Raw genomic sequence first — 13,934 nt, forward strand, 5'->3', positions numbered from 1 at the left:
GCCAGTGGGGCTAATCATTAGCGAAGTTTAGATTCTGCTGCTCTTAGAGCTAGCGAGATCTTCTGCTCCCAGCTGTAAATATTCTGCTGCATGGAATGAATTCGTTTCATTTGCTCATAGGATGATTTCAATTCTGTAGCGGCTCTAACTGCATCACCTTGCTTAACAGCTGCTTTATATTGTTTGTCAGCATCCGCGCGTACTTTCTGCGTGACAGTGAGATTCTTACTTTCGGCAGTTATTTGTTTCTTTAAAGCAGTGATGGGTGCTAACGCATCTTTGACGGGTTTAAGCTTAGCAGCGGTTTGCTTGCGAGCGGCTGCCAAAGCGGTTGTCTTTGTCTTAATTTCGGCTCGGGCCAGGGTTACAGCAGCCTTTAGTTTATTACGCTTCAGTTCCAGCAATGTGACTTTTTTCAAGTCTTTAGCTTTCTTGGCTGCGGTAAACTGTTTACCGAGTGTGCTGTATTGTTCCAGAAGGGGAGCGTGTTTCTTCTGAACTGAGGTTGCTTCTGAAGATAAGCGGCTTAACAGTGCTTGATCTGTTGACTGTATGACGGAACGAATAGATTTCAGAGTGTCATTATTCTGCTTGCGTAACTTCTGAATTTCTGAGTTATCTGTCTTGAGGGTGGCTTGAAGCGCGGTATAATTACCATGAAGACTGTTAATGTCATCCAGCGCGGCATCCCAGCCAGTAGCAGCAGACACAAGTGTAAGGTTACAGGTTAGGAAAGCTGCTACCAGCACTAATTGAGCCACCCATTTTAAATCCCTAATTCTGAAAATGTTCTTTCTACATCTGGCGGTACCTTTTGGTTTAAACATTCATCTCAGCTCCTTAATGAATTAGTTAATATACGCAAAAAAGCACCTCCAAGATAGGCATTGACGCCTGTCTTGCGAGGTGCTTCTCCCGCACAGAAATATAAAAGATGCTCTTACTATAACTTGAAATTAATGGATAGTCAATGGGCAATAGAACGTTTGTTTGCTTGTTTTTATAATTGTGAAATACAAAGGGGAGTAAATATGAGTTCACATCTAGAGTATGGGCACGATCGAGTGGCCCTGATTACCGGAACCTCCAGTGGATTTGGATTGCTGACAGCGCTCAATTTGGCTGGACAGGGGTTTAAGGTGATAGCAACCATGCGTGATTTAAACCGTAAAGCCGAGCTGGTGCAGCAGGCAGAGCAGGCAGGAATTTTAAAGCAGCTTCATTTAATGACCATGGATGTCACCGACAGCGATTCTATAGAGATAGCAATATCTTCAGTACACGAAACATTTGGAAGAATTGATGTTCTAGTCAATAATGCAGGTTTTGCCATTGGCGGTTTCATAGAAGAAATATCTATGGAGGAATGGCGGCGGCAAATGGAGACGAACTTTTTTGGATTAGTGGCTGTGACAACAGCTGTGCTGCCCATTATGCGAGAACAGCAGAGCGGCACGATTATTAATGTGGGAAGTGTAAGCGGATTATCCGGATTTCCAGGTTATGCGCCTTATGCAGCTTCTAAATTTGCTGTTGAAGGTTTCAGCGAAAGCCTGCGTCATGAAATGTCCCCTTATGGAATACGGGTGGTATTAATTGAACCGGGCTCCTTCCGTACACCGATATGGGGAAAAGGCATGGAGCAAATTCGACGTAAGGAGGATTCTCCGTATAAAGAACGTCTTGACGCTGTGCTACGATATTCCAAACATACTGCTGAGACAGCGCCTGACCCTAGTCAAGTGGCTAATCTTATCGGTCGTATTACCGAAATGAAAGCACCACGGCTACGTTATCCTATCGGCAAAGGCACGCGAATCTTAATCTTAGGCAAAACGCTGCTTCCATGGAAATGGCTGGAGAGAATTATTGCGAAAGAATTGAGGGGATAGGATGGAGTCATCCATAAATTTAACAATCATTAAACTAATAGGTTATATGTCCAGTTTGATGACCGTTTTTTTATGGCTAATTTTTATATTCATCAATCCTTATGCTGAGATTACGAATCGCTCCACTCTTGTAATTAGTATAATTATGTTGTTATTACCGGCGGGGTTATTAGCAATAGGTGTCTTTTTAAACAGAAGTCGGCTAATGCTGCTTGCATTTATCTGGAGTTTTCCCTACAGTTTATATATGTTATTAACGCCCGGAATCTTTAGGTTGTTCGGGATTACGAGCCTAATGTATTTACTTTGTTTTGTGTTATTTAGAATGAACAAGATTAGATATTGAACAAGGATAGAGGTGTGCCGATGCTAGAATCGTCCGGAATCCATATCTGCTTCAACGCAGATGGCCGTGAAATAGAAATCCTCGATGTTACTCCATTTGGCAAAGATAAATTTCGAATTGAAGAGACACCGATTTTTAATCCGGCTGTTACAATGGGAGATATTATACAGGTGAAGGAAGAAAATGGAGTCTATTATTACCAAGAGACCGTCCAGAAATCTCCTTTCAAAAGATACGCTTGGCTGCTTAGTAAAGAGGCTGTTGATTCAACGGCCATTGCAGATTTTAAACATAGAATTATAGAGAATGAAGGCAAATGTGAGTTGATCTTTGGCGGTTTGTTCGTCATTCATATTCCTAAGAATACTTCGATTGATGTTGATGGGGAAATGAATCGAATTATTGAGCGGTTCGAGATTTGAATACTAAGAAAAATGCTGCGTCATGAAATGCAAGGAAACTTGCACACGATGACTGCAGCATGGAGAATAGAAGAAACGCTTTTTATTTTATTTCTTCCATAAATGTCTTGAAATTTTCAGTGATTTCTTTTGATTTGGTATGGTGCAGATAATGTCCTGCATCAAGTTTTACCAATTTTCCTTGTTTAGAATTTTTGACTTGCTCTTCATGCAATGATATCCAATCTTTTAAGAGAGTATCATCCCCTTGTACAAAGAGCAAAAGGGGATGATCCTTTGGAAAAGTTGAATTTAGAGCCCCTTTATAATTAGAAGACATATGTTCCACTTCATTTAAGTGAGTGTAATTATAAGTGTTTCTAAGTGTAAATAATCTCAATTGTTCTTTAGTTTCATCATCAAACGGCAATCCAACATAGGGGTTTCCACTTGTTTTAAATAACAATCTGCCCAAGCCTGATTTTCTAAGTAGTTTTAATTTTCCTGTTGGTATATTAACATTTGTTCTGTCTTCTGTTGCAATACTGTTATCAATCCCGACAAATGCACTCACTTCGTTTGGATATTTGTTCACATAATTCAAACTGTACATACCGGAAATAGAGTGTGCCATTAGAATATAACGGTCAATATTAAGCTGCTTTACAGCTTCATGAATTTCACTTACAATATTTTCCGTGGTTCGTTCTTTTTCAGTTCTATCACTTAATCCATAACCGAAAGGCTCAATCGCGACAACTTTGTAAAATGGAGATAGTTCATCTATCAGCAGTTTAAAATCAAGTCCCGGTGCCACCGTTCCATAACCAGGTAAGAGTACGACCGTCTCTTCGCCATTTCCTTGAATCAAAACATTCATATTTTTACCGTCGACGCTTACAGACTGACCATAGGGTTTTATTTTAGCTTGGTCCGATTTATTAAGGAAAATATTAGCGACAAAAACAGTCACTAGAAAAAGTACTATTGCAGTAGCTAAAGCCCCTAAGGAAATAAGTATAATTTTCAGCGGTTTATTCATCCTTTTTTTTATAACCTCTTCTTCTGGTTTCACTCGCATCTTCTCCTGTTCTAATCGCTTTATTCTAGCTACCTTAACGAGTCGCTAAAGGAAGCTTACCCGATGAAGATGAACTATACATGACGACAATATGAACTGAATATGAACCAGCTGAAAAAGTTTGACTCATTAAAATGAATGCGAGGTGAGCAATAATGTTGAAATTTATGAAGCAATGGTTGCCGAGTATTATGATCGCAGTGGTTATTTCTTTGTTTGTTAGAACCTATGTTGCTGAAGCCATGCGAGTTCCAACGGGCTCTATGATCCCAACGATTCAAATCAATGATCGCTTAATTGTTGAGAAAATGTTATGGATGACCACACTGGAGCATGGAGATATTGTTGTATTTACGCCACCTGTAGCTGGTGATGAGAATAAAAGATATGTAAAAAGGCTAATGGGGCTGCCTGGAGATACCTTGGAAATTAAAGATGGCGAACTTTACCGAAACGGAGCGATGGTTAACGAACCTTACCTCAATGAACAGATGGATTACACTTTTGGACCGGTTACGGTACCCGCCGATCATTATTTTTTTCTTGGAGATAACCGGAATATAAGCTATGATGCTCATCTGTGGGATACTCCATTTGTGTCGAAGGATAAGCTGATTGGGAAAGTGATCGCTGAATTTAGCAATCCCTTTTAGGTAGTGTGTAAGACGGATAAATGTAAGGCTTAATCTCTAAAAATAGATTTAGGGGTGCTGAAGTCGCGGGGGTCTTTTGAACTAACCGAGTGGTTTAATGAGACTTTAACCATATTGTTACTTTGGAAGAATTTAGCTATCCTTAAGGTAAAATATACCTACATATAGTAAGGGGTGCTGAATTTTGAAAGCTCATGTCACAGATCTCAAACATGGCGATTGTCTAATAGCAGATACATTCAATAGTGTTGGCCTACACGTGCTTCCGAAGGGGACAGTGGTCTACGGAGAAGAAATCACCATCCTGATGAGGCATCAGATTGATTATGTCGATATTGAACCACGCATGATGGCGCTGGATAATGAAGAAATGAATGTGGCACAAGGGATAGATGGTAATTTTGATCAAGCCATCCAAAACTATGAATCTATATTTCTGGAAGCACTCAGCAAGGGTAGCTTTACGCAGTCGGATGTTGATAATACGCTGCAGCCATTGCTGGAGAAATTGGATGAACAAAAGGATGTCGTTTCTTTATTATTGCTGCTTGAACGTGATGATATCAGTACATACAATCATTCATTGCAGGTCGGACTGTTATCCTTTTACATAGCGACTTGGTTAGGTCATACAAAAGCCGAAAGATTTGAGATTAGTAGAGCCGGTTATTTGCACGATATCGGAAAAAGCCAGATTGCTCCACATATCTTAAATAAGACGGATAACTTAACTCCTGAAGAATCAGAAGAACTAAAACGTCATACTACGTATGGATACGACATTATCCTTAAATCGATGAATGACGAAAAGACCGCACTAGTGGCGCTTCAGCATCATGAATTCGAGGATGGTACAGGTTATCCTAACAATCTCCGTAAACAGGACTTGCACCCGTATACGCAGATTGTTGCTGTCGCAAATACTTATGTAGGCATGACCTTAGGAAGAGCGAATCAACCGAAACAAGGCCTGATTAACGTTCTTCGCAAGGTACATGAACTTGGATTTGGCAAGCTGAATGGAAATGCGGTACAAGCTCTGATCGGACATTTATTGCCGAATTTTGTGGGTAAGAGCGTTCAGCTTAGCAATGGTGAGCAAGGTACGATTATTATGAATAATCCGTTGGATATTTTCAAACCTCTGGTAAAAATAAATGAGACTACGTTCAGAGACTTATCTAAAGAGCGTAATTTGACTGTTGAAGAAGTATTTATTTAACGAATATTTTTGTGGCGAAAAATAGTAAGGCTATCTCCTTGATCCGTAAAATCAGGGGATAGCTTTTTTGTGTTATAATCGGAATTGGGTTAAAAACCCTTCAATATGGAATAGGAGAGTGCTTATCGTGATTATCAAATTCATTCGTTTACGTTAATTTGAGGTGCAATTCAATGATGACATCATCCATTTTTTTGAAAATGTATTGAGTCTTATTTAACTGTGCATTCATTGATAAAATTCGAATGAAATGAGGAATGAACAATGAGCGAAAAAATAGTAAAAGTAAACGGAATTGATATATGCTCGGAAAGTTTTGGAGATCCTAGCAATCCTGCGATATTGCTGATTATGGGTGCCACATGTTCTATGGTTTATTGGGATGAAGAGTTCTGTCAGCGATTAGCAGATACCGGACGTTACGTTATTCGTTATGATAACCGGGATGTCGGACGTTCCGTTGTTTATGAGTCTGGGAGTTCCAATTATACCGTGATAGATATGGCTAATGATGCCGCTGGGTTACTAGACGCCTATAATATTGAACAGGCAAATATCGTTGGGATGTCCTTAGGCGGAATGATTGCACAAGTCCTTGCTACACGTCATCCGCAAAAAGTTCTAACCTTAACCTTGATCGCATCAAGTTTTTTCGAATCTGATGATAATGATCGGAACTTGCCTCCTATGGATGAGCGGATCCTCGCATTCCATGCAGATGGAGCAACACTGGATTGGTCTAATGAGGAAGCGGTAGCCCATTATTTGGTTTCAGGTTCCAGCATACTCTGTGGTTCAAAACATAAATTCGATGAGAAAAGAGCGTATAAACAAGTAAGGATGGAAATAAAACGTGCCAACAACTTGCTTAGCATGTTTAATCATTCTCTCCTTACAGGGGATGACGACTACGAGGGCAAGGCAAAAAATATCATGGTTCCTACTTTGGTTATCCACGGCACAGAAGACACGGTGCTTCCTATAGAGCATGGCTTGGCACTTGCTGCGGAAATTCCTAATGCGTCGCTTCTAACCCTGGAAGGAACGGGCCACGAAGTCCATCCGGATGATTGGGAAACCATAATCAAAGCAATTTCGAATCATACATTAGGCGGTAAAGCTTAACAGGGCTTAAAGAGTAAATTAATGAAGGGCTACAATTCGGTTGTGCCGATTGTAGTCCTATTTTTTTCAGGATTACTTCGTCCCTAGGAATTAAACCGCTTCACTAATTTGTCTTTATGTGCAGTAAAAGCCTCTTCTAAAGTGATGCCATATAAGTCGGCTAACAATGCGATATTTCCGAGAACATCCCCGATTTCCTCAATCAAGTCGGTTTTCAGTTGCTCTGGAGTACGAGTCGATTCATCCGGTCGATCTCTGCCGATTTCATAGGAGCGTACAGCTCGTGCTACTTCACCTGTCTCTTCCATTAAGAATCCCACTCTTATAAAAGGACCATAAGTAGTCCAGCCTCGTTCTCCATAAAAATGATTAATCCATTTCTGCACATCATTAATTTCCATATTATGTAGCACTCCTTAATCTTTCACATGATTTATACTCCAACATATAGTATATTAGATAGCGGACATTATCAATATATAGTTTGGAGATGGGATTTTGAAATCAATATGTGTTTTCGCAGGATCGAATTTAGGGGGACATGAGGATTATAAAGCTAAAGCTGTTGAACTTGGTAACTACATGGCTATGAATAATTATCGTTTAATTTACGGTGGCTCAAAAATCGGATTAATGGGTGAAGTCGCTAATGCTGTTTTGAATGGTGGAGGCGAGGTAATCGGAGTAATGCCTAGAGGATTATTTAATGGGGAAATGGTACATAGAGAATTAACGGAGTTGATAGAAGTAGAAGATATGCATGGCCGTAAAGCAAAAATGGGAGAATTGGCAGATGGCTTCATTGCTTTACCTGGAGGGTTTGGAACGTATGAGGAGCTTTTTGAGGTTTTGTGCTGGTCACAAATTGGCATACACAAGAAGCCGGTAGGGGTTCTAAATATCAGGAATTATTTTGATCCTCTGCTGAATCTGATTCATAACAGTATCCAAGAAGGCTTCTCTAATTCTTCGCATCTCAGTCTGCTAAACGTATCCAACGAGCCGTTGGAACTCTTAACTCTATTGAAGGAGTATGTTCCGCAAACGCTAGAGCAAAAGTGGAAACAGCTCAACTAGAAAAAGGAGAACTTACATGAATTCAGAATTTGGATTTACTGATTTCCCTGTGTTACAAACTGAACGATGTACACTACGTAAAGCAACAGAAAATGATCGCTATGATATATTTGAACTTTATTCCCAAGAAGCCGTTGTGAAATATATGCCATTTACACCCTTCATTTCGGTCGAGGATGCGATAGATGAAATGAAATGGTATGACAAAATTTTTAAGGAACAATCCGGTTTACGGTGGATGATTGAAGATCGTGAGACTCAAAAAGTGATTGGAACCTGCGGATTTCTGAATTATGAGCAAGATCATCATCGTGTGGAAATTGGGTATGACTTAATGCCTGCTTTTTGGGGAAAGGGGATTATGACAGAGGTAGTGAACCGTGTTATGCAGTTTGGCTTTTTGAACATGAAACTAAATAAAATTGAAGCGAGAGTGGAACCGAAAAATGAGGCGTCACTTATATTGATGAATAAGCTCGGCTTCTACAAAGAAGGGGTCTTAAGGCAACATGAGTTCGAAAAAGGTCGGTATGTGGATCTTGCTGTCTTCTCTAAATTGAAAAGTGAATACCGCTGAATTTGAATTTCACTAGTGGATTGGCTATGATAAATATAGAGAAACGCTACAAGAGGAGAAATGAGATAATGACCCCCGAGAATCAAATTGAACAATTTAAGAAGCTTAAGCACGATATCACTCGTTTCATGTTGATTTATAAATTTGCATTGGATGAGATGGAAACAAAGATTGAGATCCTAAAACAGGAGTTTCAGTCTCTGCATGATTACAGCCCAATTGAACATACCAAATCGCGTATTAAGTCACCAGAGAGTATCATGAACAAAATGCTGCGCAAAAATGGTGAATTATCGCTGAATTCAGTGAAAAATTGTATTAAAGACATCGCTGGTCTGCGGATCACCTGTTCTTTTATCTCTGATATCTATCATGTTAGTGAGATGCTTCAGAAGCAGGATGATCTAACGGTTCTTGAGGTAAAGGATTATATTAAGAATCCTAAACCTAACGGATATCAGAGTCTTCATTTGCTGATTCAAGTCCCTGTTTTTATGTCCGATCGCCAGGAGCTTGTCTGTGTAGAAGTTCAAATTCGTACCATTGCTATGGATTTCTGGGCAAGCCTCGAACATAAAATCTTTTATAAATATAATAAATCAGTACCTGAGAGCATGACTCGTGAGCTGAAAAATGCGGCGGATGCCGCCCATGCTCTTGATCTGCAAATGGAGCGTCTGCACCGAGATATAAAAGAAATTAAAGACGATGATGAAGATGATCTTAGCTCTTTCGAGGAGGAGCTTCGCCGTATAGTGGTTCATAATAAGCAGTTCACACTTCCAGCTAACTTTATTAAACTGCTTGACGATAAATAAGCTGTTTTGTCCGCCTAGAGTTATCCGTTTCGTTTCGGGTGACTCTAGGTTTTTTCTTGTATACATCATTGCCATAGATAACTAGAATAGAGTATTCTCAACTAGAAGAGAAAGGTTACTTCAGCTTCATCATTTTTACATAAAAGGAGAATGAAGATGAGCGAGCGTACACTTCGCGCCATTACTGTGAATCAAATCGGATATCCGCTGGATGGAGAAAAAATCGCAGTATTTACAGGTGCTGAGCATGATTTTCAGGTAGTTGATGTTGATAGCGGGACTATTGTGTTCAAAGGTAGTTCAGATGCTGGAAGATTTGATAAAGCCAGTGGAGTAACTTTGCACACAGGTGATTTCTCGGAGGTCAAGGCTGAGGGAAGATATCGGATTGAGCAGGGCGAGGGTGTAGCTTCGGCATCCTTTACAATCTCAGATCAGCCTTATCATGAGCTTCAACAGGGCTTGCTGAAAGCTTTCTATTATTATCGCTGTGGCGTTGGATTGACTGAAGAATATGCTGAAGATTGGAAGCACAAGGCGTGTCATACCGCAAAAGGGATTGTATATGGGCAACCGGATCTTCAACTAGACTGTTCGGGTGGCTGGCATGATGCAGGTGATTATGGAAAATATAGCGGTCCCGGAGCGAAAGCTATCGCGGATATGCTGCTTGCATATGAATTATATCCCTCGGCTTTTGTAAGCGCTATCCCATTGCCTGAAAGTGATGGATCTACGCCAGATGTGCTGCTGGAATGCAAGGTGGAGCTCGATTGGTTGTTTAAAATGCAAGACTCCGCAACAGGTGGTGTATACCATAAACTGACTACGCTAAGCTTTCCTGGACTGGATGTTATGCCTGAGGACGATACAGCGGATCTGTACTTCTCACCAATATCTGCTACTGCTACTGGAGATTTTGCTGGGGTTATGGCTATGGCTGCAAGAGTGTACGAGTCTTTTGATGCTGCTTATGCGCGGAAATGTCTGGATGCTGCAGGGGCAGCATGGGAATGGCTTGTTCAGCATCCAGATGTACCCGGTTTTACGAATCCGCCTGAGATTAGCACTGGAGAATACGGGGATGGAGTCGATAAGGACGAGCGGTATTGGGCAGCGGCGGAGCTGTATCGTACGACAGGGAAAGAGGAGTATCATCAAGCTGTTCTCCAGCTAGTGCAGCTGGCTTTTCCAAAATACAGTTTAGGCTGGGGTGATATGGGGGGCTATGGCACTATTGCTTATCTGTTAAATGGTGAGGAGCAAGCAGAACGTGCTTTATATGTCTCGTTAAAAGAAGGGCTTGTTGCTGAGGCGCAACGATTAGTGGAACAGAGTCGTGAGGAGGGCTATAGGATCTCTTTAAAAGAGGAGGACTATATCTGGGGCAGCAATATGCTTGTAATGAACAATGCAATGCTGCTGCTGGCGGCTGAATATTTTAGTGGAGACTCCGGTTTTGCGGACTGTGCCTTAGATCATCTACATTATCTGATGGGGCGTAACGTATTGGATATCAGCTATGTTACCGGATTTGGGGATCATGCCGTGATGAATCCGCATCATCGCCCTTCTGTAGGTGACCAAGTGGCTGATCCGGTGCCAGGATTGGTGTCAGGGGGGCCAGATCGTGGGCTGCATGATGAATATGTAGTTGAGCATTTACAGGGAAAACCAGCTGCGCAGTGCTTTGTCGATCATGAGCTTAGCTATTCTACGAATGAAGTGACGATCTATTGGAATTCACCTGCGGTGTTTGTTGTGGCCCGGTTTAATCAATAAAAAGCAATAGTTCGAATAGGGAAAGGCGTCCTGGATCTGGATGTCTTTCTCTTTTTTATAGTTGAAATGCGATATTCACGCGGGATCTAAGGCTCAAGCAAATGATTGAGCAAGGTTAAGCCTATTTCTCACAAGCGATTCCGTCTTTGTCACGGTCGCTTTTTTTATTGGCATTATAGAGTTCTTTCGATACATAGGGTTTATTTTTCGTTTTGCCGCCTTTGTTCTTGGTTGAGCTGGAAATAGCAACTCCACCTTTGTAATCTTTGTTTAGCTCCGAGCAGTTTTTGTAGGTTTTGACCTTGGATTCTGCGCTTGCTGTATTTAAGGTACCGACGGATAGAGTGAGTAGCAGGCCTGATGCTAGACAAATGTTTAAGATTTTTTTCATGAGAACATCTCCTATAAAAATCTAATGGAATTGATGATTGCGTAGTATCGTATGTATTTTATATTACCAGTTTAATTCATTGAGGTATACATTATTGGTGGATTTGGAAACAGTGTACATATTTATGAGTGAAGTGGGGGAATAATTAGATTCAATTCACATGTAGTGAACAGGCTACGAATGAGGTGATTCTAATTAGCAAAAAGAAAATGGCGACTGCTCTAATTGCAGGGTTGTTGCTTCTGCCGGGAATGGCCTTGGGTGCATCAGCCCCCGTTACTATGACTCGCGTTAATGGAGAACTGCTATCGGCTATGCCCAAGCCAGCTCCGGAGTCCAAGCGCATTATATTACCTTCTGCAATTCAAGCATCAGAGCTATACGGGTTCGGATTACAGCATCGGAATGCCTCGATTCAATATTCGATCTTCTCTAAAGAATTCAAAAAGATTATGTATCCGCGGTTTGTTGAACTAAACTGGGTGACGGGTGTCTCCAGCCCCTGGATCACGAACTACGAGGTCACTAAAGAAACGATAATTAACAAGAACTCAGAGGTCATAGAAATGCGTTTGGATACTGCGACTTCAAGTGGACCAGCACCTTCTATATTTTTGACAATCTCACTTGTGCAAGAGAAGAATAGCTGGGTGATTACCGGAGTGACATCGGACCCTGAGCTGCCGCGTGGCGGATTGCCTAGGAAGTAGGTATGTTATGGATAAAAAGAGCAAGCGTATTAGGGGATTCCCATACGCTTGCTCTTTTTTTTGATTCGAAAGCACAATCGTTCAGTCCACGCGGTCTGTTTCTCCACAAATCATCAGTGACAATGTTCAGCCCAGAGTGGCAATGCCAGCTCGAGTCACAAATCATCAGCCTACGTTGGTGATTAATTAAGAGACCTCGCGTCAGACATCGTTACGGACCGTATTGCAGCTATTTTGGCATTATGATCGTTCTGGCGAGAGTTTCGGACTGTATGGCTCTTATTCCCCTGAAATCACGCATTATAGGAGTACTTTTGGGTGAATAGCTGCATCTGAGTCCGATAGCATGGCTAATTCGCCGAAATTATGAAAATAAGGGCTCCTCGGTCCGATCCCCGCTAAGCTCTAGTGTATTTAGAGTCGCAATGTTCAGCCCAGAGTGACAATACCTGCTCAGCGTCACAAATCATCAGCCTACGTTGGTGATTAATTAAGAGACCTCGCTTCACACATCGATACGGACCGTATTGCAGCTATTTTGGCATTATGATCGTTCTGGCGAGAGTTTCGGACTGTATGGCTCTTATTCCCCTGAAATCACGCATTATAGGAGTACTTTTGGGTGAATAGCTGCATCTGAGTCCGATAGCATGGCTAATTCGCCGAAATTGTGAAAATAAGAGCTCCTCGGTCCGATCCCCGCCAAGCTCTAGTGGATTTGGAGTCGCAATGTTCAGCTCAGAGTGGAAGGCCAACTCAGCATCACAAAGCCCAGCTTGCATTATAGAGTATAGCATACGTCACCAGCCCAGCTCATATCATACAGCGCAACTGACGTCGCATAGCCCAGCTCGCATTACACAGCGCAACTCACATCGCATAGCTCAGCTCACATCACAAAGCGTAGCTCGAGCCACCAGCCCAGCTCACGTCACCAGCCCAGCTCGCGAACCCCAGCTCAAGCCACAACAGCTACTAGACTATCCAGCTGTTAGGCGACTAATCTCTTCCCGCCTTCACCATCAATTCCGCCAGCATTTTGGGTTCGGTTCGAACGGTAGTCATGTGATCTCCTTTGCCCTCGATGAAGCGGAAAACGCCTAAATGACTGGATTGTGTAGGATGGAATCCGTACGGACCTTGCGGTATCGCGGTGTCCTCCGTTAGATAAAGATAACTTTTGGGAATCTGGAGACTGTAAAATTTCTTGAGATCAAGCTTTTCGAAAAGTGGACTTGCTGGCTCAGGAGGAGCTTGTTTATAAAAAGCTTGCGCTTCCGCAAGACTGGCGGTGTTGACGAATGTATCCCGGAAAAGAGGGAAAGGGAGCGTTATGGTATTATTGCCGGAATTATCTCTCAGCTGTTCAAAGTACTTCAGCGAATCAGCTGGAAATTGGTCCGCCAGACTTTGCCCATCCAGCGGTACGAAGGCATCGAAGAATACCAGACGTTTGATCCGATCCGGTACTTGCTGAGAGACGGTTTGGATCACCGATCCACCAAAGCTATGTCCGAGCAGAATGATATCCTTTAAGTCTTTTTGCTTGATAAAGTCGACAACAGATTGTGTAATTTGCGCATGCGTTACATTATTGTTTTTGTCCCCGCCATGACCGGCATATTCCGGAGTATAGACGGTGTGTCCTAAGCTGCGAAGTGCGGCGGCCGTTTGATCCCAAAAACCAGCAGTAGCCCAAGACCCATGAACTAGAACAAATGTAAGAGGCGCCTGTTTCGATGATGTTTTGTTATTGGCGGCCTCAACCGTGGAGCTGAGATTCATAGGCTGGAAACCCATAATTGTAAAGAGAGTGATACATAACGCTAACACTATTTTTGTGTGAATGGATTTCATAC

The 13,934-nt window shown here is 41.9% G+C and carries 15 protein-coding genes; 10 read left to right on the top strand and 5 right to left on the bottom strand.

The window, feature by feature from the left end; all coding sequences use genetic code 11:
• Nucleotides 1-17: 17 nt before the first annotated feature.
• Complete coding sequence (locus NYE72_RS11325; RefSeq protein WP_094902000.1) at nucleotides 18-827, bottom strand: hypothetical protein; 810 nt, start codon at nucleotides 825-827, stop codon at nucleotides 18-20.
• A 204-nt stretch (nucleotides 828-1,031) separates the two neighbouring features.
• On the opposite strand from NYE72_RS11325, the gene NYE72_RS11330 reads away from it, so the two are divergent.
• Together NYE72_RS11330 and NYE72_RS11335 are read left to right on the top strand one after the other, a co-directional pair.
• On the top strand, nucleotides 1,032-1,892 hold the full coding sequence (locus NYE72_RS11330; protein ID WP_076274269.1) for an SDR family oxidoreductase: 861 nt from the start codon (nucleotides 1,032-1,034) through the stop codon (nucleotides 1,890-1,892).
• Nucleotides 1,893-2,258: 366 nt separating this feature from the next.
• Nucleotides 2,259-2,660 carry a DUF4265 domain-containing protein gene (locus NYE72_RS11335; protein WP_036689795.1) on the top strand — a complete coding sequence of 134 codons (402 nt, stop codon included), beginning with the start codon at nucleotides 2,259-2,261 and terminating at the stop codon, nucleotides 2,658-2,660.
• Nucleotides 2,661-2,742: 82 nt separating this feature from the next.
• Here the strand turns inward: NYE72_RS11335 and NYE72_RS11340 are convergent, their stop codons facing one another.
• Nucleotides 2,743-3,720 carry an alpha/beta hydrolase gene (locus tag NYE72_RS11340; RefSeq protein WP_339211794.1) on the bottom strand — a complete coding sequence of 326 codons (978 nt, stop codon included), beginning with the start codon at nucleotides 3,718-3,720 and terminating at the stop codon, nucleotides 2,743-2,745.
• A gap of 155 nt (nucleotides 3,721-3,875) precedes the next feature.
• Here NYE72_RS11340 and lepB point away from each other — a divergent pair, with 155 nt between their 5' ends.
• The 3 genes from lepB (at nucleotide 3,876) to NYE72_RS11355 (ending at nucleotide 6,720) form a co-directional block, all read left to right on the top strand.
• Nucleotides 3,876-4,373 carry a signal peptidase I gene (gene lepB, locus NYE72_RS11345; protein WP_076142005.1) on the top strand — a complete coding sequence of 166 codons (498 nt, stop codon included), beginning with the start codon at nucleotides 3,876-3,878 and terminating at the stop codon, nucleotides 4,371-4,373.
• A 184-nt stretch (nucleotides 4,374-4,557) separates the two neighbouring features.
• Nucleotides 4,558-5,595 (top strand): HD domain-containing phosphohydrolase, encoded by a 1,038-nt coding sequence (locus NYE72_RS11350; protein WP_036689800.1) that lies wholly within the window; start codon nucleotides 4,558-4,560, stop codon nucleotides 5,593-5,595.
• 264 nt (nucleotides 5,596-5,859) lie between these two features.
• On the top strand, nucleotides 5,860-6,720 hold the full coding sequence (locus NYE72_RS11355; protein WP_076296318.1) for an alpha/beta hydrolase: 861 nt from the start codon (nucleotides 5,860-5,862) through the stop codon (nucleotides 6,718-6,720).
• 83 nt (nucleotides 6,721-6,803) lie between these two features.
• Here NYE72_RS11355 and NYE72_RS11360 read toward each other — a convergent pair whose 3' ends face one another.
• Nucleotides 6,804-7,121 (bottom strand): MazG-like family protein, encoded by a 318-nt coding sequence (locus tag NYE72_RS11360; protein WP_076142003.1) that lies wholly within the window; start codon nucleotides 7,119-7,121, stop codon nucleotides 6,804-6,806.
• A gap of 97 nt (nucleotides 7,122-7,218) precedes the next feature.
• Between NYE72_RS11360 and NYE72_RS11365 the strand changes: the two genes are divergently transcribed.
• The 4 genes from NYE72_RS11365 (at nucleotide 7,219) to NYE72_RS11380 (ending at nucleotide 10,974) form a co-directional block, all read left to right on the top strand.
• Nucleotides 7,219-7,797 (top strand): TIGR00730 family Rossman fold protein, encoded by a 579-nt coding sequence (locus NYE72_RS11365; RefSeq protein ID WP_036689805.1) that lies wholly within the window; start codon nucleotides 7,219-7,221, stop codon nucleotides 7,795-7,797.
• 16 nt (nucleotides 7,798-7,813) lie between these two features.
• Complete coding sequence (locus NYE72_RS11370) at nucleotides 7,814-8,374, top strand: GNAT family protein (RefSeq protein WP_339211795.1); 561 nt, start codon at nucleotides 7,814-7,816, stop codon at nucleotides 8,372-8,374.
• 68 nt (nucleotides 8,375-8,442) lie between these two features.
• The gene (locus NYE72_RS11375) at nucleotides 8,443-9,192 is read left to right on the top strand and encodes a GTP pyrophosphokinase family protein (RefSeq protein WP_036689808.1); all 750 of its coding nucleotides are present in this window, start codon (nucleotides 8,443-8,445) and stop codon (nucleotides 9,190-9,192) included.
• A 156-nt stretch (nucleotides 9,193-9,348) separates the two neighbouring features.
• Nucleotides 9,349-10,974 carry a glycoside hydrolase family 9 protein gene (locus tag NYE72_RS11380; RefSeq protein ID WP_339211796.1) on the top strand — a complete coding sequence of 542 codons (1,626 nt, stop codon included), beginning with the start codon at nucleotides 9,349-9,351 and terminating at the stop codon, nucleotides 10,972-10,974.
• Between the two features lie 121 nt (nucleotides 10,975-11,095).
• Here the strand turns inward: NYE72_RS11380 and NYE72_RS11385 are convergent, their stop codons facing one another.
• Nucleotides 11,096-11,365: an excalibur calcium-binding domain-containing protein gene (locus NYE72_RS11385; RefSeq protein ID WP_038570042.1), complete on the bottom strand. Its 270-nt coding sequence runs from the start codon at nucleotides 11,363-11,365 to the stop codon at nucleotides 11,096-11,098.
• 185 nt (nucleotides 11,366-11,550) lie between these two features.
• Here NYE72_RS11385 and NYE72_RS11390 point away from each other — a divergent pair, with 185 nt between their 5' ends.
• Nucleotides 11,551-12,075, top strand: a complete 525-nt coding sequence (locus NYE72_RS11390) for a hypothetical protein (RefSeq protein ID WP_143763155.1) — start codon at nucleotides 11,551-11,553, stop codon at nucleotides 12,073-12,075.
• Between the two features lie 999 nt (nucleotides 12,076-13,074).
• Here the strand turns inward: NYE72_RS11390 and NYE72_RS11395 are convergent.
• Nucleotides 13,075-13,932, bottom strand: coding sequence for an alpha/beta hydrolase (locus tag NYE72_RS11395; RefSeq protein WP_339211797.1), 858 nt, complete (start codon nucleotides 13,930-13,932; stop codon nucleotides 13,075-13,077).
• Nucleotides 13,933-13,934 lie beyond the last annotated feature (2 nt).

Source organism: Paenibacillus sp. FSL L8-0333 (genome assembly GCF_037965665.1).
GTDB lineage: Bacteria > Bacillota > Bacilli > Paenibacillales > Paenibacillaceae > Paenibacillus_AQ > Paenibacillus_AQ odorifer.

Coding starts and splice junctions, on each gene's coding strand:
- NYE72_RS11395 (WP_339211797.1), bottom strand. CDS start 13,932: ATGAAATCCATTCACACAAAAATAGTGTTAGCGTTATGTATCACTCTC.
- NYE72_RS11340 (WP_339211794.1), bottom strand. CDS start 3,720: ATGCGAGTGAAACCAGAAGAAGAGGTTATAAAAAAAAGGATGAATAAA.
- NYE72_RS11385 (WP_038570042.1), bottom strand. CDS start 11,365: ATGAAAAAAATCTTAAACATTTGTCTAGCATCAGGCCTGCTACTCACT.
- NYE72_RS11375 (WP_036689808.1), top strand. CDS start 8,443: ATGACCCCCGAGAATCAAATTGAACAATTTAAGAAGCTTAAGCACGAT.
- NYE72_RS11325 (WP_094902000.1), bottom strand. CDS start 827: ATGTTTAAACCAAAAGGTACCGCCAGATGTAGAAAGAACATTTTCAGA.
- NYE72_RS11330 (WP_076274269.1), top strand. CDS start 1,032: ATGAGTTCACATCTAGAGTATGGGCACGATCGAGTGGCCCTGATTACC.
- NYE72_RS11335 (WP_036689795.1), top strand. CDS start 2,259: ATGCTAGAATCGTCCGGAATCCATATCTGCTTCAACGCAGATGGCCGT.
- NYE72_RS11370 (WP_339211795.1), top strand. CDS start 7,814: ATGAATTCAGAATTTGGATTTACTGATTTCCCTGTGTTACAAACTGAA.
- NYE72_RS11380 (WP_339211796.1), top strand. CDS start 9,349: ATGAGCGAGCGTACACTTCGCGCCATTACTGTGAATCAAATCGGATAT.
- lepB (WP_076142005.1), top strand. CDS start 3,876: ATGTTGAAATTTATGAAGCAATGGTTGCCGAGTATTATGATCGCAGTG.
- NYE72_RS11355 (WP_076296318.1), top strand. CDS start 5,860: ATGAGCGAAAAAATAGTAAAAGTAAACGGAATTGATATATGCTCGGAA.
- NYE72_RS11360 (WP_076142003.1), bottom strand. CDS start 7,121: ATGGAAATTAATGATGTGCAGAAATGGATTAATCATTTTTATGGAGAA.